This is a genomic window from Paractinoplanes ovalisporus (assembly GCF_016834655.1).
Lineage (GTDB): Bacteria > Actinomycetota > Actinomycetes > Mycobacteriales > Micromonosporaceae > Actinoplanes > Actinoplanes ovalisporus.
On sequence record NZ_JAENHP010000001.1, the window covers coordinates 481,757 to 502,586 of the forward strand.

General features: G+C 70.0%; 17 protein-coding genes. 8 read left to right on the top strand and 9 right to left on the bottom strand.

The annotated features are described in order from the left end of the window. Positions 1 to 12: 12 nt before the first annotated feature. The 3 genes from JIG36_RS02195 to JIG36_RS02205 all read right to left on the bottom strand — a co-directional run bounded on the left by JIG36_RS02195 (position 13) and on the right by JIG36_RS02205 (position 3,536). Positions 13 to 1,179: an RtcB family protein gene (locus JIG36_RS02195; RefSeq protein ID WP_236045485.1), complete on the bottom strand. Its 1,167-nt coding sequence runs from the start codon at positions 1,177 to 1,179 to the stop codon at positions 13 to 15. A gap of 85 nt (positions 1,180 to 1,264) precedes the next feature. After that, a complete protein-coding gene (locus JIG36_RS02200) occupies positions 1,265 to 2,326 on the bottom strand; it encodes a fibronectin type III domain-containing protein (protein ID WP_203374265.1) in 1,062 nt (353 codons plus the stop codon). An 88-nt stretch (positions 2,327 to 2,414) separates the two neighbouring features. After that, positions 2,415 to 3,536: a hypothetical protein gene (locus JIG36_RS02205; RefSeq protein ID WP_203374266.1), complete on the bottom strand. Its 1,122-nt coding sequence runs from the start codon at positions 3,534 to 3,536 to the stop codon at positions 2,415 to 2,417. Positions 3,537 to 3,639: 103 nt separating this feature from the next. Here JIG36_RS02205 and JIG36_RS02210 point away from each other — a divergent pair, with 103 nt between their 5' ends. Genes JIG36_RS02210 through JIG36_RS02220 form a run of 3 tightly spaced genes read left to right on the top strand, consistent with a single transcriptional unit; the run spans position 3,640 to position 5,630 of the window. After that, complete coding sequence (locus JIG36_RS02210; protein ID WP_203374267.1) at positions 3,640 to 4,296, top strand: HAD family hydrolase; 657 nt, start codon at positions 3,640 to 3,642, stop codon at positions 4,294 to 4,296. A 55-nt stretch (positions 4,297 to 4,351) separates the two neighbouring features. Next, the gene (locus JIG36_RS02215; RefSeq protein ID WP_203374268.1) at positions 4,352 to 4,843 is read left to right on the top strand and encodes a sigma-70 family RNA polymerase sigma factor; all 492 of its coding nucleotides are present in this window, start codon (positions 4,352 to 4,354) and stop codon (positions 4,841 to 4,843) included. Then, positions 4,836 to 5,630 (top strand): hypothetical protein, encoded by a 795-nt coding sequence (locus JIG36_RS02220; RefSeq protein WP_203374269.1) that lies wholly within the window; start codon positions 4,836 to 4,838, stop codon positions 5,628 to 5,630. Before JIG36_RS02215 ends, JIG36_RS02220 begins: the two co-directional genes overlap by 8 nt. Positions 5,631 to 5,692: 62 nt before the next feature. On the opposite strand, the gene JIG36_RS02225 is transcribed toward JIG36_RS02220, so the two are convergent. Further along, complete coding sequence (locus JIG36_RS02225; protein WP_203374270.1) at positions 5,693 to 6,784, bottom strand: PQQ-dependent sugar dehydrogenase; 1,092 nt, start codon at positions 6,782 to 6,784, stop codon at positions 5,693 to 5,695. A gap of 122 nt (positions 6,785 to 6,906) precedes the next feature. Here JIG36_RS02225 and dacB point away from each other — a divergent pair, with 122 nt between their 5' ends. Together dacB and JIG36_RS02235 are read left to right on the top strand one after the other, a co-directional pair. Beyond that, positions 6,907 to 8,448 carry a D-alanyl-D-alanine carboxypeptidase/D-alanyl-D-alanine endopeptidase gene (dacB, locus tag JIG36_RS02230; RefSeq protein WP_203374271.1) on the top strand — a complete coding sequence of 514 codons (1,542 nt, stop codon included), beginning with the start codon at positions 6,907 to 6,909 and terminating at the stop codon, positions 8,446 to 8,448. A 9-nt stretch (positions 8,449 to 8,457) separates the two neighbouring features. Then, on the top strand, positions 8,458 to 9,843 hold the full coding sequence (locus tag JIG36_RS02235; protein ID WP_203374272.1) for a serine hydrolase domain-containing protein: 1,386 nt from the start codon (positions 8,458 to 8,460) through the stop codon (positions 9,841 to 9,843). A gap of 646 nt (positions 9,844 to 10,489) precedes the next feature. Here the strand turns inward: JIG36_RS02235 and JIG36_RS02240 are convergent. After that, complete coding sequence (locus JIG36_RS02240) at positions 10,490 to 10,957, bottom strand: RrF2 family transcriptional regulator (RefSeq protein WP_203374980.1); 468 nt, start codon at positions 10,955 to 10,957, stop codon at positions 10,490 to 10,492. 91 nt (positions 10,958 to 11,048) lie between these two features. Between JIG36_RS02240 and JIG36_RS02245 the strand changes: the two genes are divergently transcribed. Beyond that, positions 11,049 to 11,525: a carboxymuconolactone decarboxylase family protein gene (locus tag JIG36_RS02245; RefSeq protein WP_203374273.1), complete on the top strand. Its 477-nt coding sequence runs from the start codon at positions 11,049 to 11,051 to the stop codon at positions 11,523 to 11,525. Between the two features lie 370 nt (positions 11,526 to 11,895). On the opposite strand, the gene JIG36_RS02250 is transcribed toward JIG36_RS02245, so the two are convergent. Then, entirely contained in the window at positions 11,896 to 13,062 is a 1,167-nt protein-coding gene (locus tag JIG36_RS02250) for a DUF5677 domain-containing protein (RefSeq protein ID WP_203374274.1), read from the bottom strand. Between the two features lie 361 nt (positions 13,063 to 13,423). Next, on the bottom strand, positions 13,424 to 18,871 hold the full coding sequence (locus tag JIG36_RS02255) for an ATP-binding protein (RefSeq protein ID WP_203374275.1): 5,448 nt from the start codon (positions 18,869 to 18,871) through the stop codon (positions 13,424 to 13,426). A 161-nt stretch (positions 18,872 to 19,032) separates the two neighbouring features. Here JIG36_RS02255 and JIG36_RS02260 point away from each other — a divergent pair, with 161 nt between their 5' ends. Next, the gene (locus tag JIG36_RS02260; RefSeq protein ID WP_307872532.1) at positions 19,033 to 19,383 is read left to right on the top strand and encodes a response regulator; all 351 of its coding nucleotides are present in this window, start codon (positions 19,033 to 19,035) and stop codon (positions 19,381 to 19,383) included. Here the strand turns inward: JIG36_RS02260 and JIG36_RS02265 are convergent. Continuing rightward, complete coding sequence (locus tag JIG36_RS02265) at positions 19,369 to 20,022, bottom strand: response regulator transcription factor (protein ID WP_203374277.1); 654 nt, start codon at positions 20,020 to 20,022, stop codon at positions 19,369 to 19,371. The genes JIG36_RS02260 and JIG36_RS02265 overlap by 15 nt on opposite strands. A 91-nt stretch (positions 20,023 to 20,113) precedes the next feature. On the opposite strand from JIG36_RS02265, the gene JIG36_RS02270 reads away from it, so the two are divergent. Further along, positions 20,114 to 20,359 (top strand): DUF5999 family protein, encoded by a 246-nt coding sequence (locus tag JIG36_RS02270; protein WP_203374278.1) that lies wholly within the window; start codon positions 20,114 to 20,116, stop codon positions 20,357 to 20,359. Here JIG36_RS02270 and JIG36_RS02275 read toward each other — a convergent pair. Continuing rightward, positions 20,356 to 20,730 carry a winged helix-turn-helix transcriptional regulator gene (locus tag JIG36_RS02275; RefSeq protein WP_203374279.1) on the bottom strand — a complete coding sequence of 125 codons (375 nt, stop codon included), beginning with the start codon at positions 20,728 to 20,730 and terminating at the stop codon, positions 20,356 to 20,358. The two genes, JIG36_RS02270 and JIG36_RS02275, sit on opposite strands and share 4 nt — an antisense overlap. Positions 20,731 to 20,830: the final 100 nt, after the last annotated feature.

The following is a 20,830-nucleotide window of genomic DNA, read 5'->3' on the forward strand; positions in this document are numbered from 1 at the left end:
GTGGTCCAGCTCCTAGTCGCCCTTCACGTTGACGATCTGACGCAGCGTGTGGCGCACCTCGACCAGGTCGTCGGCGTCCTGCATGACCACGTCGATCGGCTTGTACGCGCCCGGGATCTCGTCGAGGAACGCGTCCGTGTCGCGGTACTCGATGCCCTTCATCGCCTCGCGCAGCTGCTCCCGGGTGAACGTCTTGCGAGCCTTCGACCGCGACAGCTGTCGCCCCGCGCCGTGCGGCGACGAGTTCAGCGCGACCGGGTTGCCCTTGCCGACCACCACGTACGAGGCGTCACCCATCGACCCCGGGATCAGGCCCGGCCGGCCCTTCTCGGCGTTGATGGCGCCCTTGCGCGAGAGCCACACCTTCTTGCCGAAGTGCGTCTCCTGCTCCGTGTAGTTGTGGTGACACTGCACCCGTTCGAGCTCCCGCACCTCGCCGCCCACGTATTCGGCGAAGCAGTCCACGACCCGGTCCATCATCTCGTCGCGGTTGGCCAGCGCGAAGTCCTGGGCCCAGCGCAGCTGGCGGATGTACTGCCAGAACTCGTCGGTGCCCTCGGCCAGGTAGGCCAGGTCGGGATCCGGCAGGTCGATCCACCAGCGCTTGGCCGACTCCTGCGCCACCTTGATGTGATGCGTGGCGATCTTGTTGCCGACGCCGCGCGAGCCCGAGTGCAGGAACAGCCAGACCTGGCCCTTCTCGTCGGCGGTGACCTCGATGAAGTGGTTGCCCGAGCCGAGCGTGCCCAGCTGCAGCTCCCAGTTGCCGGCGAACCGTCCCGGCTCGAACCCCGCCTTGTCGGCCTTGGCGGCCAGCGTGTCGAGCCGCTTGCGGGCGGTGTCGGTGACGCTCGTGTTGTACGACCCCGCACTGAGCGGCACGGCGTTCTCGATTGCCGTACGCAGCTCGGCCAGCCCCGGCTTGAGCTCATCCCGGTGGTACTGCGTCCGCACGGCCGCCATGCCACACCCGATGTCCACCCCGACGGCGGCGGGGATGATCGCCCCCATCGTCGGAATCACCGACCCGACCGTGGCCCCCTTGCCGAGGTGCGCGTCGGGCATGAGGGCGATGTGCGGGAAGATGAAGGGCAGGCGGGAGGCTTTCTCGGCCTGGCCCCGGGTCTCGGTTTCGAGCATGCTGGCCCAGTTCAGCAGACGCTCGTTGATCTTCTCCATCACAGTCACTCCTCCCGGAATCTTGGCCCGCTCACGGTAGCGGGCCAAGATCGGGAGCGCCTTCGATTAACTCCTGCGTGGGCGCTTACTTGGCGATGACGGTGACCTGGCTGCTCGTGCCGTAGGCCAGGGTGCCGCCGCCGGCCGCGACCACGCGCAACGGCCACGTGCCCTTGGCGAAGGCCTTCGCGATCGAGTAGGAACCGTCGGCCCTCAGGGTGCTTCCGGCGATCGTGACCCAGGCTCCGGCGGAGTAGCGCTGGAGGCTGACCTTGACGCCGGCCTTGATCGGGCGGACGGCCCCGGTGACGGTGATCGTCTGGTGGGGCTTGGGCCGGGTGTTGCTGGCCTTGACCGAGACCAGGTAGCGCACGGTGACGGTCCGGGTCATCGTGGTCGGCCACGTGCCTTCGGAGCCGGCGTTGGAGACGCGGTAGGCCGTGGTCTCGGCCGGCCTGGTCACGAGGGTCCACTTGCGGTCGGCGCCGGTTCGCAGGGCCCCGACCCTGATCCAGGTGGAGGTGCCGGCCGGGAGCCGTTCGAGCGTGGCGATCTCGCCCGCTCGCGGTGTCACGCCGCTCAGGGTGACCGGCGCGCCGTAGACCGCGATCGCGGGTGTCGTGGTCAGGAACGCCGAGGCCGTCCGCAGGAGCTTCGGAGAGTCGGTGGTCATGCCCTGCGGGCCGTACGCCACCACGTGGACCTCGTAAGTGGCCCCTGTATTGAGCCCGGTGAACTCAGCCGACCGAGCGGTGATCGGCAGGTTCTGTGATGCGACCGGCCTCGGCGGCTGCGTCGGCGGAGGCGAGCCGCCCGGCGATGTGGGCGGCATCCCCTTCGGCGTGGTGTCGTAGAAGTAGACCGAATAGCTGGTGAAGGTCACCCCGGACGGCGTCTCGGCCGCTTCCCACTTGACGAGCGCTACGCCACGGGCGTCGCCGGTGACAGTGAACTTGACCGCCGGCGCCACCGGGGGTGGGAGGGTGGTCAGTGCCTGGACCCGGTCGGGACTCGCGGACGAGCCGGCGGCCGAGCCGTTGGTTTCGGCCGACGACTGCGCCGCGAAGGCGATCATGCCGATGCCGAGTGCTGTCGCCGCGGTCGTGGCGATGAGCGCGCCACGCACACGTGTAGTTCCGAGCGCCATGAGTTCCCCCGTTCATGTGCCGTTGACGGCGGAACGCTATCGAACCGACGTGTGCGCGCGCTTCAGCCGATCATCCGATCTGGACTGTTTACTTCACGACCAGCGTGACCTGCCCGCTCGTGCCGTACGCGATCGTCGTCCCGCCGGCAGCGATCACCCGCAGCGGCCACGTGCCCTTGGTGAAGGTGCGGGCGATCGCGTACGAGCCGTCGGCCCGCGTGACGCCACCCGAGATCGTGACCCACTTGCCGGCCGCGTAGCGCTGGAGGCTGATCTTCAGACCGGCCTTCACCGGGCGGACCGCGCCGCTGATGGTGACCTTCTGGCCGGCCTTGGGCTTGGCCGTGCTCGCCTTGACCGAGACCAGGTAACGCAGGGTCACGGTGGCGGAGGCGTCGTCGGCCGGCCACATGCCCTTCGAGCCGGTGAAGTGCGTCCGGTAGACCGTCGTGGTGGGCGGCCGCGTGACGACGCTCCACTTGAGGTTCGCACCGGTCCGCGGATTGCCGACATGGCCCCAGTCGGGGCTGCCGGCCGCCCGGCGTTCGAGCGTCACGGCCTCGCCCGCCTTGGGTCCGTCACCGGCCCGCACGACCTGGAGCGTGAGCGTGACCGGCGCGCCGTAGACGGCCGTCGACGGGACCGCGGTCAGCTTCACCGTGGTGCGGCGCAGGGTGGCCGTGGCGTCCGGGGTCTCGCCCTTCGCGCTGGTCGCCACCAGGTGGAACGTGTAGTTGAAGCGCTCGCTGAGCCCGGTCACCACGGTCACCCGGGCGTCGGCGGGAAGGTTCCGGACGACGTTGGGCTTGGGCGGTTCGGTCGTCGGCGGGGGTGTCGGTGAAGCGACGGCCGCTTTGATCCCGGGCGCTCCCGGCGGCGGTGGTGTGGTCGTCTCGGTCGGCGGGCGGCCCGCCGGGTCGTCGGAGATCACCCAGAGCCGGAAGCCGGTGAACTCGACGCCGGCCGGAGCCTCCGGGGCCGACCAGGTGACCATCGCCTTGCCGTAGTCCTGCCCGAAGACGGCGAACTTGACCGCTTGGCCGACCGGCGGCGGGGCCGTGGTCATCACCTTCACCTTGGCCGGGCTCGTGGACGATCCGGTGGTCTCGGCCGACGACTGCGCGGCGAAAACGATCATGCCGGTGCCGAGTGCCGCCGCCGCGGTCGTCGCGATGATCGCTCCGCGCACACGAGCCTGCCTGGTAGCCATGCGTCTCCCTATCCCCATCGGTGACGGCGGAACGCTACCGGACCGACGTCCACCCTCACCTCCCCCGAACAACCGATCCCGTCCGTGTGGCGATACTGGTCCGATGCCCCTCGACGCGTTGATCTTCGACTTCGACGGCCTGCTCATGGACACCGAGACGACCCTGTTGGAGACGTGGCGCTGGGAGTGGCGGCAGCACGGCCTGGAGATGCCGGTGGAGGGCTTCTTCGCCGACCACGGCGGTGACGTCAACGAGCAGCGGTACGCCCTGCTCGCGGCCGCGGTGGGCGAGAGCTTCGACCGGACGGCGAGCCATTCCCGCCGTACGGCGTATCGTGACGTTCTGCACGAGCGGCTGGAGCCGGCCCCGGGCATCCGCGACTGGTTCGACGAGGCGCGGGCGCAGGGGTTGCGGATCGCCGTGGCCAGCAGCTCGCCCGAGCACTGGGTGCACCCCAACCTGGCGCGGGCCGGGTTGCTCGACCGGGTCGACGTGTCGGCCTTCGGCAATGAGGTCGAGGCGCACAAACCCGACCCGGCGGTCTATCTGCTGGCCCTGGCCCGGCTCGGGATCACGCCGGACCGCGCGGTCGCCTTCGAGGACACGCCGCACGGGGTCGCCGCGGCTCAGGCGGCCGGCTTGCGGTGTGTCGCGATCCCCAACGCGTACGTGCCGCTGGAAAGGTTCGGAAAGGCGGATCTGGTGCTGGCGAGCGCAACCGACGCTCCCCTCCGGACAGTGATCGCCGAGATTTCGTGAAACCTGGGAACCACCTCGCGGGTGTTGCTGAGTAACGACACCGAAAGGGGGCGAGGTGGCCGACCACGGCGGCTTCGAGGAGTTCTACGGCGGAACCCGACATCGACTCGTGACTTACCTGTACGCGATGACGGGTGACCGGGCCGAGGCTCAGGACGCGGCGCAGGAGGCGTACGTCCGGGCGTGGCAGCGCTGGTCGGCGGTGAGCGCCTACGACGACCCGGAGGCGTGGCTGCGCACGGTGGCGTACCGGCTCTGCGCGAATCACTGGCGAAAGGCGAAGAACCGGGTCAAGGCGTACGTACGGCATGGGGCCGAACCCGACGCGCCGCCGCCCCACCCGGACACCGTGGCCCTGGTCGCGGCGCTCAAGCAGCTCAACGTGGGCGAGCGTCAGGCGATCACCCTGCACCACCTGATGGACCTGTCCGTCGCCGACGTGGCGGCGCAGACCGGCGTGCCCGTCAACACCGTCAAGACCCGGTTGGCCCGTGGCCGCCGCGCCTTGGCCGGACTGCTCGGCGAGGAGGAGTACGACCATGCCTGACCAGAACTTCCGGCGCCTGTTCGCCGAGACCGAGAACGCCCAGTGGGACAGCGTGGAGCGGGTGCGTGACCGGGCCCGGCGACGGGCTGCCGTCCGTACGTCAATGGTGGGGGCCGTTGTTGCCATCGGTCTCGTGTCGGGCGGAGTTGCCCTGGCCCGTGACAACCGCTCGCCGTCGCCCCAGCCGGCACCGGCCGCCTCGGTGACCACTCCCCCGCCGGCCCCGTCCTCTCCGGTGCCGACCTCACCGACCTCCCCCTCCTCACCGCCGCCTTCGTCGTCCACCTCGAAGGCACCGCCGCCGACCGACGTCACTGCGGAGATGATGTTGCAGCCGTCGGACGTGGGTTCCGGCTATGCCGTGGAGAACGGCGAGCTGGACGGTGACTGGACCTTCGAGTTCAACGCGGGGGCTCTGGGCTGCCCGAGCCTGCCGAAACCCGAGGCCGTCGCCGGGATGGACCGGATCCTGCGCAAGGGGCCGGAGCAGTTCGTCCTGCAGCAGACCACCCTCTTTACCCGTGGTGGGGCGGGCACCTACCTCGACGGCGTACGGGATCGGGTTGGTTCCTGCACGCCGCCGGCCGGGCAGTCGGTGCGGATCGTGAGCCGCGACTTCGCCGGGGCCGAGTCGCTGCTGATCGTCTTCGACCACGGCGGCGGCTCCCGGGCGAAGATCGTGCTGGTGCGCACGGGTGACCTGCTGACCGAGATCTTCAGCAAGCCCGACCCGTCGGAGTCGGTGAGTCGTTCGCTCGGCAGCAAGGCGGCCGCGCGACTGTCCTGACCGTTCTCGGTGCGGGGGCCGTGATCCGGCCCCCGCACCTTTATGAGGGGGTAAAGCGTCGCCTACTCGTCGGGTGTGAGGCGCAGGATGCGGTCGTCGCCGTCGCGCACGTCGCCCCGGCCGTCGGTGTTCGACGTGGTCACCCAGAGCGAGCCGTCCGGGGCGACTTCGGCCGTACGGATGCGGCCGTACTCCCCCTCGAGCAGCGCTCGCGGCTCGCCCAGGCCGTCGCCCTCGATCGGGACGGTCCAGAGGCGTTCGCCGCGCAGCGCCGCCGCGTACAGGGTGTTGCCGGAGATCGCCAGTCCCGACGGCGAGGCCTCGCTGGTCGACCAGGTCACGAGCGGGTTGGTGAAGCGGCCGCCGTCGGTGTCGCCCTCGCCCTCGACGTCGGGCCAGCCGTAGTTCTTGCCGGGCTCGATCAGGTTGATCTCGTCGAGGTCGTTCTGGCCGAACTCGGTGGCGAACAGGCGGTCCCGGTCGTCCCAGGCCAGGCCCTGCACGTTGCGGTGACCGAGGCTGTAGACCGGGGAGCCGGCCGTCGGGTTGCCCGGTGCCGGGTCGCCGTCGGGGGTCAGGCGCAGGATCTTGCCGTTCGGGCTGGAGGCGTTCTGCGAGGTGCCGGTGTCGCCGGCGTCGCCGGTGCCGACGTAGAGCATGCCGTCGGGGCCGAACGCGATGCGGCCGCCGTTGTGGTTGCCGGCCTTGGCGATCCCGTCGAAGATCACCTCGGGTTCGGCGTTGCCGGTCAGCCGGAACCGGACGATGCGGTTGTCGTCGGCGGCGGTGAAGTAGGCGTACACCCAGTCGTCGTTGACGGCCAGGCCGAGCAGCCCACCCTCGCCCTGGGCGGCGACACCCGGAACCTCGTACACCGGCTCGGGTTGCCCGCCCGGGGCCAGGCGCAGGATGCGGCCCGAGTCGCGTTCGGCGACAAGCGCGTCGCCGCCGGGCCGGAACGCCAGGCCCCACGGCACGTCGATGCCGGTCGCGATCTGCTGCACACCGCCGGCGCCGCTACCGCTACCGCTGCTGCTGTTCGGCGCCGCGGGCGTATCGCCCGAGCCGTCCGGCGTGTCCTCGGCGGCAGCGCTGCAGGCCGCGGTGCCGGCGGCCAGTGCCAGGGCTGTGATCAGGGCGGGGAGCGCTCGCAAAAGAAACCTCCGTCGTCGTTGGCATCCATGGTTGCGGCCGCCCCCGAAATTCCGGCGAAAGGGCGGCCCGCGTACGCAGACGCCGCGAGCCACGGATCGGGTTCCCGCTCGTTGATCAAGACATGACCCGTGTCCGAGTCGCCGTCCTGTCGCTGCTCGCGGCGGTCGTCGCCGTGCCCGCTCTCGTCGTCGCCCAGCCCGCCTTCGGGCGCGCCGCCGCCTCCCCGCGCGACATCGGGCGGGCGATCGACGAGATTCTGCGCGACCCCACCCTCGCGGGTTCCCAGGTCGGCATCACGGTCGCCGACGCCCGGACGGGCGCGACCCTGCTCGATCGCGGTGGCGACCGCCGCCTGCTGCCCGCCTCCAACACCAAGCTGTTCACGTCGGCCGCGGCCTTGGCGATCCTCGGTCCCGGCCACCGATTCGCGACCGAGGCCGAAGCTTCCGGTGTACGGCGGAACTCCTCCCTCACCGGCGACCTCTACCTGCGCGGCGACGGCGACCCCGCGCTCACCCCGCCCGACCTCGACTCCCTCGCCTGCGACGTCGCCGCCACCGGCCTGCGCGAGGTCACCGGGAACCTGGTCGCCGACGACACCGCCTTCGACACGCAGCGGCTCGGCCTCGAATGGGCGTGGGACGACGAGACGTCCTCGTCGGCGGCTCCGATCTCGGCGCTGACCCTCTCCCCCGACGACAACTACCTGTCGGGAACGGTCAACGTCAAGGTGACTCCGGCTGCCGCCGAGGGCCGTCCGGCCCGCGTCTCGATCAACCCGCCGAGCCGGCAACTGACCGTTATCAACCACACCGTGACCACACGGGACGCACCCGGGATCGCGGTGACACGCGGCCACGGCACCGACACACTCACCGTAACCGGCCGTGTCGTCCGGGCCACGCCGCCGGTGACCGAGCCGGTGACGGTCCGCGACCCCACGGCCCTGGTCGCTGACACGTTCCGGGCGGCTTTGCGGCGTCACGGCGTACGGCTGAAGGGCAAGATCGTCGCGGGTCAGGAAACGCCACCGGACGCCGTGACTCTCGCGCGCCACCAGGGGCGGCCACTGCGCGAGCTGATGGCGCCGCTGCTCAAGCGGTCCAACAACGCCATGGCGGAACTGCTGGTCAAGGCCATTGGGCGCCACGCCGCCGGGTCCGGGTCGTGGCCGGCCGGCACCAACGCGGTCGCCGCCTACCTGGCCCGCCTCGGCGTCGACACCACCACGATGCGGCAGGTCGACGGCTCGGGGCTGTCCCGGCGCAACCTCGTGCCGCCCGCTGCGTTCGCCCGCTTCCTGGTCGCCGTACGGGCCGAACCGTGGTTCCCGCTCTGGCACTCGGCCCTGCCCGTGGCCGGCGCCCCGGACCCGATGATCGGCGGCACGCTCCGCAACCGGATGCGCGACACGCCCGCCGCCGGGGTCGTCCACGCGAAGACCGGAACGCTCACCGGCGCCTCCGCGCTGTCGGGCTACGTGACCGGCTCCGATCACCGTACGCTGGTCTTCTCGGCGATCGTCAACAACCAGCTGTCACCGTCGGTCACTCCGGTTCTCGACCGGATCGCCGTCGCCCTGGCCGGCTCCGTCGCGGGCTCGCCGGCCGGGTCGCCGGAGGCCTCGGCGCGGGTAGACGACATTGCCGTTCCGGCCTTGTAGGTTCGCGACATGCCATCGACCCAACCGGATCTGTTGCCGGAGACCGACCGCGCCCTGCGTCACCGACTCGCGACCGCGCAGGTGGCCGCTCGCTCACCGTCCATCGTCGCCGGCATCGTGCGCGACGGCCGTCCGGTGTGGCTGGAGGGCTGGGGCAGCGTTGACGGCGCGACCCCGGGCGGCGACGTGCAGTACCGGATCGGCTCGATCACCAAGACGTTCGTGACGGTGCTGGTGCTGCGCCTGCGCGACGAGGGCCGGCTCGCCCTGTCCGACCCGCTCGACGAGCATCTGGCCGGCACGACGATCGGCGACGCCACGGTCGGCGCCCTGCTCGCCCACACCGCGGGCCTGACCGCCGAGCCGCCCGGCCCGTGGTGGGAGCGTTCGCCGGGCTCGCTGCGGCCCGAGATCGCCGACGTGCTGCAGGAGAACCCGCTGGTGCACCCGCCCGGCCAGCGCTTCCACTACTCCAACCCCGGTTTCGCGGTGCTCGGCGCCCTGGTCGAGCGGCTGCGCGGCGAGCCGTGGACGCAGGTGCTGACCCGCGAGGTGCTGGAACCGCTCGGCATGACCCGTACGGCCGTGAGCCCGTCGGCGCCGCACGCCACCGGCTGGGCCGTGCACCCATGGGCCGATGTGCTGCTGCCCGAGCCGATGCAGGCGTACGGACCGATGGGCCCGGCCGGCGAGTTGTGGTCGACGGCGGCCGACCTGTCGCGGTTCGCCGCGTTCCTGCTCGACGGCGACGACCGCGTGCTGCGGCGGGAGTCGATCGAGGAGATGCGCTTCCCGTCGTCGGCTCCCGAGGCGGCGGCCTGGAATGCCTCGTACGGCCTGGGAACGCAGCTGCTGCGCCGCGGTGAACGCCTGCTCTCCGGCCACACGGGCTCGGTACCCGGTTTTGTCGCCACGGTGTGGGTGAGCCACGACGACGGGGTCGGCGCGGTGCTGCTGGCCAACACCACCGCGGGCCTGCCGGTCGGAACGGTGACGGCCGACCTGCTCGAGATCATGGCCGACCACGAGCCGCGCATCCCCGCCCCGTGGAAGCCGCTCACCGACGTCGACCCGGCTGTCCTCGAGCTGGCCGGCCCGTGGTACTGGGGCCCCTCCCCGTTCCTGCTGCGCCCAGCAGCCGACGGCTGCGTAGAACTGGGCCCCCTTTCCGGCGGCGGCAGCCGAGGCGCCCGTCTACGCCCAGCCGGCGACGGCACATGGATCGGCTTGAGCGGCTACTTCGCAGGCGAACGCCTACGAATCGAACGCGACGAGTCCGGCGCCGTGACCCACCTCGACATGGGCACGTTCGTCTTCACCCGCCACCCGTACGGCCCGGAGGCCCCCGTCCCCGGCGGCGTCGACCCGTCAGGTTGGCGCCCCGGAAAACCCTGACCGGTCCCAGGGCGCCGACCATTCAGGCCGGCGCCCCCAGCAATCCCCGCCCATCCGTTCAGCACCGTGGCAATCCCGGCCGCCGGTGCAGCGCCCCAGCAAATCCCGGCCGCCCGCGCAGCGTTCCAGCAAATCCCGGCCGTCGCCCGCGCAGCGCCCAGCAAATCTCGACCGCCCGCGCATCACCCAAGCAAACCCCGGCCCGCCGCCCGTTAAGCACCCAGCAGACCATGGCCCGCGGCCCGTTCGGCACTCAGCAAATCCCGGCCGCCGCGCAGCGCCCAGCGGATCCTGGCCGCCCCGTGCAGCGCCCAGCAGATCCTGGCCGCCCCGTGCAGCGCCACCGAACGACCGCCTGAGCAGGCAATCGTCGGGCAAGGCCGCGCCGCGGGTTATCCACAGTGCGAAGTTGTCCACAGCGAAACCCCGACGGCGCCCACGTTGATCAGCAATTTCCGCCACAATTGCCCAGGTGGGGGTCCCCCTGGGAGGGCGGGTAATGCGCCTGTAGCCGCCCTACGCCGGTCGGTGATCCGGCTCGCCTGACGGGTGGGCGCCGACCATCTTCGGCATCGACGACGCGACGGACGGCTCTGCTCGCGTGGGACCGACCCGTCGTAGTCGTCAGCCACTCACCATGAGCGCTTCAGCTGCGCAGGAACGCCCGCGCCAGCGAGAGCGTCTCGGCCGGCGTCGTCCGGCCCACCTCGGAGACGAGGTCGGCGACGGTGACCGCGCGCAGTGACTGCCGCCAGGCGTTGTCGGCGGAATCCATGACGCGGGCGATCGGGCACGGGGTGGTGCACTCCTCCACCGGCGTGGCCAGGGGACCCCGCTGGCGTACTTCCGTGCACCGGAACGCGGGCACGGCACCGTCGATCGCCTCGACCACATCCAGCACTGTGATCTCGGACGCGGGACGAGTCAGAACGTAACCACCGGACTGACCCAGCGTCGAGCGGACAAGACCGGCCCGGGACAGCAACTGCAGCTGTTTCGCCAGGTAACTCGGCGACACGTCGTGCAGTTCGGCAAGCTTCGCGGCCGGAACCGGCTCACCCGCCCCGCTGAGCACGACGCAGCAGTGCAGCCCCCATTCGACCCCGCCGGACATCTTCACCCCCGCAGCCTACTTGACTCGGACAAGACTTGTCCGAATAAACTCTCGGACAAAAGTTATCCGAATTCAGCCGGAGGCCACCGTCATGACCACCACCCACGTCCACACCGTCCGGCCCCGCCTCGACCTGCCGAAGGCAGCGCCCAAGGCGGCCCGCGCGCTCTACGCCGCCGACCAGGCCGTTCGTGAATCGCCGCTCGACCCGACCGTCCGCGAGCTCGTCAAGCTGCGCACCTCACAGATCAACCACTGCGTGCACTGCATCGACCTGCACAGCCACGAGGCGTTGGAGCTGGGCGAAACCCTGGACCGCCTCATCCAGCTGGCCGCGTGGCGTGAGTCGACGTTGTTCACGCCGGCCGAACGGGCCGCCCTCGAATACACCGAATCGGCCACCACCCTGACCGAGCACGGCGTCAGCGACGAGATCTGGGCCGGTGTCCGCGAGACCCTGAGCGACGAGGAGCTCGGCGCGCTGGTGGTCCAGGTGGCCCTGATGAACGCCTACAACCGGTTTGGCGTCCCGCTCCAGATGCCGGCGCAGAACCGCGACCAGGGCTGACACAGAAGGCTGCAAGCCTCGGCAACATCGCCCACGACCCGGATACCCTGAGCGGCCAAATCTTCCGACACCCCGAGGACACCCGAGCGCGGAAAGACGGCCGCGGCCGGAAACGCCGACGCCCCTGGAAACGCCCGCGCTCCGAATTCCAGCGCTTCGAAAACGCCGACACTCCTGTAACGCCAGCGCCCCGAAACACCGACGGCCCGGAACGCCAGCGCCGCCCCCACCCGCGAAGGGTGGAGCGGCGCGGTGGCGTGACGTCGGTGCGACCGACGACGCCGGCTGCGCAGAAACGCTAGCGCCTACTCGAGCGTCCCTGCCGGGTCGTCCAGCTCGCATTCAATTTAAATGAGAAGGCACTATTCGACTAATCATGTACGTACACCCTACGAATATGCCGCCTCCTCCCGCTGCCCCATGCATCAATCCTAAGATTTCGGAGGCCCCGATTCACTTCTACACGCTCAAGTGAAGAAGTGCCCATATTTAAGCGTGAAGAGGATTCATCCGTGAGCAAAATGATGGATTTCAAAGCCAGCATGGACTCCGGGCTGGCCGTGTTGACCGAATCAACGAGGTAGGATGAAGTGCACTGAGTAAGCAGCATGGCAGTTAGATTCCCTGGTTCAGCAAGGCCCTCGAGTGATCGACCTGTCTCCAAACGCTTGCCACGCTTGCCTTCCGTGATGTTCATTTTGAAACCTTTAGAGCCCGAGTGCACCTCGTGGCTAGATCGCTTGTAGAACGGCCGATAGAAGGCAAACTCGGCAAGCTGCTCCAGATCGGAGAACTTGGGATTCGGCTTTGCCGCGAAAAGCGGGACGGCCCATCCGTACGGCTCTCGGAACTCGCGTCCGTACTTCTCAATCACGCGATCGTACCTACGCTGAGCACGCGCCATTTCCGCTACCGTGAACGGGCGCTCTCCAAGGCTAGCGGCGTGGTTCTGGAAGTCACGCGCATCCTTCAAGTTCGCTATGGCCTCATGCTCAAGGAACCTTGACGCCAAGTCCGAACACCGATCCGGCTTCCCGAATTCGCCAAGGACAATGGAAGTGACAGCCAGCTCGTAAAGAGTCCGGCAGCGCGCTAACGCGCCGAGGGCGAAGCCACGCGACAACAGTGCATGGATCTCGAAAGCGACGCGACAGGCGCGAGCCTGCAGGCCAGCGAGAGCGTCGAATAAGTCAATCGAAATCGCATTAGTGGATCGATGTCTTCGATAGAACTCGCCAGAATGCTCTTCACTTGCCACGATGACCGAGTAGAGGGAGTCTAGGCCAGGCGCCCAATGCACACGAAGCAAGCGCTCAAACCTGGCATTGACTCGGTTGTGAGAGGCAATCATCTGACGCTTCGAAGAAACTAAGCGCTGGACTATGGCAGGTGCCACCTTATCGATCGCCTCGGTGAGAATTCCGGAGGCAAGACCTGTGACCTCCTCCTCGGATCGGCCGGCATCACGCGCTTTCTGCATGAAATCGGCGAGCCGCGCGTAAGTCCATTCATCGAATCCACCACGCTCGCCGGTCACTCGCCGATCCTCACTGTGCGATATTCAAGGCCGGATGGTACGCGAGCGTCGGCCGCGATCGCTAGGACTCTTCCGGCCACGTGTCGATGCGCTTGACGCCCGCGCCGATAGCTCGCTCACGCAGAATCTCCTTAGGACGACGCTAAGTCATGTCCCGACGCCGAAAAAGTAGCGGTACCGCCCAGATGGGGCCGGTACCGCTGTGGCCCCGACGAAACCTACAACCGGTTCGCGTCCCACTGCAGATGCTGGCCCAGAGTGCTGGTCGCGGTTCTGCAGACGGAAGGCGCCCTCTCGGTCCGGCGGCCTGGAAATGCCAGCGCCGCCCACACCCGCAGAGGGTGAGGGCGGCGCGGTGGCGTCAGTGCTGCTGGCGACGCAACGCCGTGTCGATGGCCTCGATGATGCGCGGCCGCATCTCGGTGGCCTTGATGACCGCGTCGACCGAGCCGACCTCGACGGCCCGCTGGATGCTGTGCACCTTGTCGAACTCGGTGGCCACCTCGCCCAGCTTCTCGGTCCGCACCGAGTTGCGCAGTTCCTCCAGTTCGGCCGCGAGCGCACCCCGGTCGGCGCCCGCCGCCGTGGCCAGACGCTCCTCGGCCGCCTTGACCCGCGGGTCGGCCGCGGTGCGCCGGTTGACGTCGCCGGTGAAGACGACCGCCGCGGCCGGGGCGCCGCCGAGCACGGACGCGAACGAGCCTTCGAGGGCCAGCACCGTCATGTTCGGGTTGAGCATCTTCGAGAACACGACGAACGCACCGCCGTGGTAGCGGGAGATCACCGTGAACACGATCGGTCCCTGGAAGTTGACGATGGCCCGGCCGATCTCGGCGCCGTACTCCAGCTGGAGCTTGCGCATCGACTCGGGTGAGCCGTCGAAGCCGGACAGGTTGGCCAGCACGACCAGCGGCCGGTTGCCCGAGGCCGCGTTGATCGCCCGGGCTGCCTTCTTCGACGACCGCGGGAACAGCGTGCCCGAGGTGTACGTGTCGGGGCCGTCGGTGGGCGGGAACCCGCGCCGCGGCACCGAGCGGGACTCGATGCCGAGCAGGCACACCGGGATGCCACCGAGGTGCACGTCTTGCACCACGGCGGTCTCGGCGTCGGCCATGCCGGCCCAGCGTTCGAGCACGGCGTGGTCCTGGTCGGCCAGGGCCCGCATGACGGTCCGGATGTCGAACTGCTTCTTGCGGTCGGGGTTCGCCGTGGCCGAGAAGATCTCGCCGACCGTGGTGAAGTCGCTGCCGGCCACGTTGTGCGGGAACGGCGTGATGTCGCGGTCGACCGGGTCGACCGTGACCGCCCGCCGCGGCGAGATCTCACCCGGAACCACGTACGTGTGGTCGTAGTGCGACATCAGCACGTCGCGCGCCGCCGCCAGGTTGGGCGCCCAATACTGCGCCTGCCCGTTCGGGCCCATCACCCGGTCGTAACCACCGATGCCGAAGTTGTCCTCGGCCGAGACGCCACCGGAGAAGTCGAGCGACTGCTTGCCGGTGAGCACCATCGCCGAGTCGGGCGTCATGACCAGGATGCCCTTGGTGTGCATGAGCATGGTGGCCTCGGCGTTCCAGTAGGGCTGAGCACCCACGTTGATCCCGGCCACCACGATGTTGATCTCACGGCCGGCCTGGGTGAACTCGACGATCCGCTTGAGCGCGGCCGCCACCCAGTCCATGTTCTCGGTGCCCGACGACATCGAGATCCGCGCGCCGGCCGACAGCGCGTACCACTCCAGCGGCACGTTCATCCGCTCGGCCAGGTCGAGACCGGCGATCACCCGGCGGCATTCCGCCTCGGACAGCGCACCCAGAGCCTTGGTCGGGTCGCCGAGCAGCACGACCCGGGTGATGCCCTCGGGGTGCCGCTCGGTGCGGGTGGTGACCACACCGGCGACCAGCGCCGCCGAGTTGCCGCCCTTGGGCCGGTCGACCGGCACCAGCGCGTACGACTCGTCGAGGTCGTGCTCCTGGAACTCGCCGAGCAGCGACGTCAGCTCGTACGGGTAGACGGTGTTGCGGGCCGCCGCACGCAGAACCTTGAGGCGGTAGTTGTCGAGGGGCTCGACCACCTCGTCGGTGGGCTCCCCGACGGTCAGCACCGGGGCGCCGGTCGCGTCGTTGGAGATGCGCACCGCGACCTTGGTCAGCGCGCCCGAGGCCGGGTCACGGTAGCGGCCGATGAACAGGATCTCTTCGAGGCCCGCGCCCGCGCTGGTCGGCAGGATGCGCCGGGCGATCATCTCCATCTCCTCGCGGGTGACGGAGATCGGCGGCCACACGTAGATGACGATGCGGTTGGTGCTGAACCGCTTGTCGGACGGCCGCTGCGACTGGGCCCGGCGGATCGAGTCGAGGCAGGTCGCGATCGTCTCTTCCGCGGTCGGCAGCGACACCAGGCGGCCGTCGTGCTCGCGCAGCTCGGTGAGGTCACGGACCTGCGCGAACGCCACCAGCCGGTCGTCGCCCTGGTTCTCGCGGGCGACGGCCCGGAACAGGTAGACCTCTTCGTCGGAGGACGGCAGGCGGGTCAGGTCGAACTTGCGCAGCCGCTCCAGCTGCATGCGCTGCGCGATGTACGGGTGCAGGCCGCGGATCAGCCTCTCCTCGGCCATGCCGGCGCTGGACGGACGGAACGTGAAGTGGTGGTGCATGACCGCACCGCCACGGCCCGCGACCGTGGTGGTGAGCCGGCGCACCGGGGTGGGAAGCGGGTGGGCGCTGACCACCTCGTGCAGGGCGGCCGCCATCGCGTCGGGGTCGGCCGGCTGGCCCTCCCACGAGAGGTAGATGTCGGCGTCGATCGCGGCGTCACCGGCCAGCGCGGCCAGCCCGTCGAGCGCCTCGCCGAGCTGGTCGAACGGGACGGCGGTCGAGACGATCCAGGAGCCCTCGCGCTCGGCGACGACGAACAGGCCCGACGTGCGCAGCCCGGTGAGCCCCTTGTTGCCGTAGTAGCGGCGGGTCAGCACCTCGAGCATGACCGAGTTGTCGAGGTTGTCGCGCACGAGACGCTGGCCGAGCAGACGCACCAGCGGTTCGGTGCTGCGGACCATCTCGGCCACGCGCTCGTCACGGTCGGCCGACTGGGGTTCGAGGTCGAGGTGGCGCAGGTGCTTGCGGATGCCGGAGTAGACCCGGGCCCGGTTGCGCAGCAGCAGCGGCTGGCCGAACCACGAGAACACCACGCCCCGGGCGAGGTCGGCCAGGGCCGGGTAGCGGATCTGGGTGGCCGCGATCAGCCGCTCGAGGGCGAGGCCGGCCGGTTCGCGCAACGTGTCGTCCGGCGGGGCCGACTGCAGCCAGGCCCGCAGCAGGGCCGAGATCACCGCGGCGTCGGCCGGCTGGCGCTGCTGGGCCAGGAAGATGCGGAACACCGCGGCTTCGAGCTCGGGCGTGCGTTCCAGTTCCTTGACGCCGTAGTGCCCGAGCGCCTTGGACAGCCGGGACTGGAACGACTCGGGCAGGCCGGCCCGCTCGACGTCGAGGCTCTGCAGATAGGTGTGGAAGAACTCGCGCGCGCTGTGCACGTGGGTGTCGCCCGGGCCGTCGTCGCCGGCCGGGCGGTTGCGGCTGAGCTCGGCCAGGTCGGCGAAGACCTCGATCAGCTCGACCTCGCCGGCCAAGGGCCGGTGGGCCTCGCCGGAGGCGGCGCCCAGGTAGTCGGCCAGGACCCGGCGCTCGTCGAGCGGGTCGACGTCGAAGCCGAGCAGCAGGCTGCGCAGGTCTTCCTGGCCGCGGGCGGCGCGGCGGCCGGCCGACGGGTCGGCCGGGGCCTCGGGCAGGTCGATCTCGATGTCGCCGGCGGCGGCCTCCTGCTCGGCCTCGGCGTCACCGATCGGTTCGAGCCGCAGCAGCGCCGCACCCGAGTCGACCTTGGCGCCGACCGTGACCAGCACCTCTTTGACGCGCGCCTTGAACGGCGCCCGCAGCACCGACTCCATCTTCATGGCCTCGAGCACGAGCACGGGCGCGCCCGCCTCGACCTCGGCCCCCGGCTCGAGCGGGGTGGCGATGACCAGGGCCGGCATCGGGGAGCGCAGCACGCCGCCCTCATCACGGCTGATGCGGTGGGTGACGCTGTCGACCTCGACCAGCAGGATCGCGCCGTGCGCGCCGGTGAGGATCTTGTGGCGCTCGCCGTTGACCGTGATGCGGCCGGTGTGCTTGTCGAAACGCTCCAGCTCGACGTCGGCCGTGCGGACCTCGTGGCCGGCCTCGACGCCGACCCGGAACCGGCGGGCGCCGACCCGGGCGACCCGCACGCGGTAGGTGGTTCCGCGCAGCTTGAGGTCGAGGGGGACGCCGCTCTCGTGGCGCACCTGGGGGCGACCGCCGAACGCGGTGGACAGCAGGCGCTGCCGCTCGGTGAGCTCTTCCTCCTCGTATGCCTCGATGGCGGCCGCGGCCAGCGCCACAGCGGAGTGCTTGTGCGAGACGAGACGGCCCTCACCGCGTACGCGGTCGATCCACCCCGTGTCGGCCGAGCCGTCGATCACCTCGGGCTGGTCGAGCAGGTCGAGCACGAAGCTCTTGTTGGTCGCCCCGCCCTCGATCACCACGGTCGTGTCGGCCATGGCCCGGCGCAGACGCCCCAGGGCCTCGTCGCGGTCCTTCCCGTACGCGATCACCTTGGCGATCATCGAGTCGAAGTCACCGGGGATGGTGTCGCCCTCGCTCACGCCGGTGTCGACGCGGATGCCGGGGCCGGCCGGGAGATCGAGCCGGGCGATGCGCCCCGGTGACGGAGCGAAGTCGCGGTCGGGGTCTTCGGCGTTGAGCCGGGCCTCGACGGCGTGGCCGCGCTCGCGGGGCGGCTCGCCGGTCAGGCGGTTGCCCGAGGCGACGTGGAGCTGGGCCTTGACCAGGTCGAACCCGGTGGTCGACTCGGTGATCGGGTGTTCCACCTGCAGGCGGGTGTTGACCTCGAGGAAGGCCAGCAGGTCGTCGCCCGGGTGGTAGAGGAACTCGACGGTGGCGGCGCCGCGGTAACCGACGGCGACGGCCAGCCGCTCGGCCGAGGCCTTCAGTTCGAGGGCGCGCTCGGCCGGCAGCACCGGCGACGCCGACTCCTCGATGACCTTCTGGTTGCGGCGCTGCACCGAGCAGTCACGCACGCCCAGCGCCCACGCCGTGCCCTCGCCGTCGGCGATGACCTGCACCTCGACGTGACGGGCGCCGGTGACCAGGCGCTCCAGGAACACGATGCCGCTGCCGAACGCGCGGGCCGCCTCCTGGCTGGTGCGCTCGTAGGCGTCGGCCAGCTGGTCGGGGTCGCGCACGACGCGGATGCCGCGGCCGCCACCACCGGCGGTCGCCTTGAGCATGAGGGGGTAGCCGATGTGTTCGGCGGCGGCCAGCGCGGCGTCGAGGGTCTCGACCGGGCCCCGGCTCCACGGCGCGACCGGGACGCCGACCTCCTCGGCGATCAGCTTGGCGCCGATCTTGTCGCCGAGCTTGCGCATCGCCTCGGGGCTCGGCCCCACGAACGTGATGCCGATGCGCTCGCACAGCTCGGCGAACGCCGGGTCTTCGGCCACGAAGCCCCAGCCGACCCACGCGGCGTCGGCGCCGCAGTCGATCAGCGCCCGCTCGAGGAGCTTGAGGTCGAGATAAGGCCGGGCGGCGGCGGGACCCAGGTCGTACGCGATGTCGGCCTCGCGGACGAACGTCGATCCGCGATCGACGTCGGTGAACAACGCCACCGTCTCGATCGGGGTCGCGGTCTCCGCAGAGAGCTCGCGGACGGCATGGATGAGCCGCATCGCGGCCTCACCACGGTTGACGATGGCAATTCGACTGAACACCGGTACGAGCCCCTACCTCACCCTGAAAAGCTTCGTCAGGAGACTACAGGTGACCCGCGACCGGAGATACGGCCTTCGGTCGGGGGTAATCCCCAGTCTTTGGTACAGGGTTCCTGCTAGCAGGAATGCGGGCGCTTTCAAATCTTGCAAACCTTGAATACGTGACCTTGCGCTGCCTGCTCGTCGACGACAACGACCACTTCCTCGCCGCCGCGTGCGATCTGCTCGTGCGCGAGGGCCTGGAGGTCGCAGGCACCGCCTCCGACATCGCGGGCGCCCTCGGGCGTGCCGCCGAGACCGGGCCCGACCTGGCGCTGGTCGACGTCAACCTGGGCGGCGAGAGCGGCTTCGACCTGGCCCGGCGCCTCGTCCCGACCCCTGTGATCATGATCTCCACCCACTCGGGCGACGACTACGCCGATCTGGTCGACGAGAGCCCGGCGATCGGGTTCCTGGCCAAGACCGAATTGTCGGGTCCGGCCGTACGGGAAATGTTCTCAGCGCGCCTCTAGGAACGTCAGCACCGCGAGCACCCGCCGGTGATGATCATCGGTCTCGGGCAGCTTCAACTTCGCGAGCACAGCCCGTACGTGCTTCTCGACCGTGCCCTCGGTGATCCAGAGCCGCCGCGCGATCCCGGCGTTGGACTGCCCCTCGGCCATCTGCGCCAGCACCTCCCGCTCCCGCGCGCTCAGCACCGCGAGGGGATCGTCGCGGCGCCGGGCCGACACCAGCTCCGACACCAGCCCCGGATCGATGACCGACCCTCCCCCGGCGACCCGCTCGACCGCCGCGTGGAACTCCTCCACGTCGGTGATCCGGCTCTTGAGCAGATAGCCGATCGCCCGCCCACCGGCCAGCAGCTCCATGGCCTGGTCGACATCGGCGTACGCGGAAAGCACCAGCACCCCCGTGCCGGGCAGCTCGGCGCGGATCTCGCGGGCCGCCTGCAGACCCTCGGTGGTGTGCGTGGGCGGCATCCGCACGTCGACCACCACCAGGCCGGGCTTGGTGGCGCGGACCAGCCGCATCAGCTCGACGGCGTCACCGGCCCGGCCCAGCACCTCCAGCCCCTTGCTGGCGAGCAGGCTGGCGATCCCCTCGCGAAGCAGCACGTCGTCCTCGGCCACGACCACACTGAGCCCCGTCATGGGCCAAGATTATGCGGCTACCGGCTAGCCGGTATCGAACGGTGGTGGTGGCCTCGATGTGCCCCTCCCCCGTTTTCACGAGGCTGTAGGCATGTGTACGCACTCCCCCGAGTGCCCGCCCGTCGATCAGCCGGGCTGGGACACCGCCGCGTTGCTCGTCCACCACGAGGAGCTGGGCTGGAGCATGCTCTGCAACGGCGCCATCGTGCTCGACGCCGTCGTGAAGCCCGAGCCCGTGCCCACCGTAACCGTCATCGAGATGCCGACCCGCGTGCGCACGCGGACACGTTCCCGGCGTGCGGCCATGGCCCGGCGCCGGCTTCCGATGGCTGCTTAGCCCCTTTTCCCGTACGCGGCCCGGCTGGCCTCGATCGACGGAACGTGCTCCATCGCCCAGCCGGCGAGCGCGAGCGCGGGCGGGATCAGGCTCCGGCCCATCGGCGTCAGCTCGTACTCCACCCGCGGCGGGACCTCGGCGTGCACCTCCCGGGAGACCAGCCCGTCGCGTTCCAGGTTGCGCAGGGTCAGGGTGAGCATCCGCTGCGAGATGCCCGGGATCTGGTGCTGCAGATCGGTGAAACGCACCCGGTCACCGTCGAGCGTCGCCACCACCAGCAGCGTCCACTTGTTGCAGATCTGATCGAGGATCGCCCGCAACGTCCGGCCGCCGTCACCCCGGATCATGCACGTGTGCTCGTAGTCCGACACGGCACCTCCCTGTTCGTCAGGCACAAACTTGTGCCTTTTGTAAGCCCTCCGGCGGTACCGCATGATGTGGCTACTTACGATCAGTAACCATAGGGGCTGA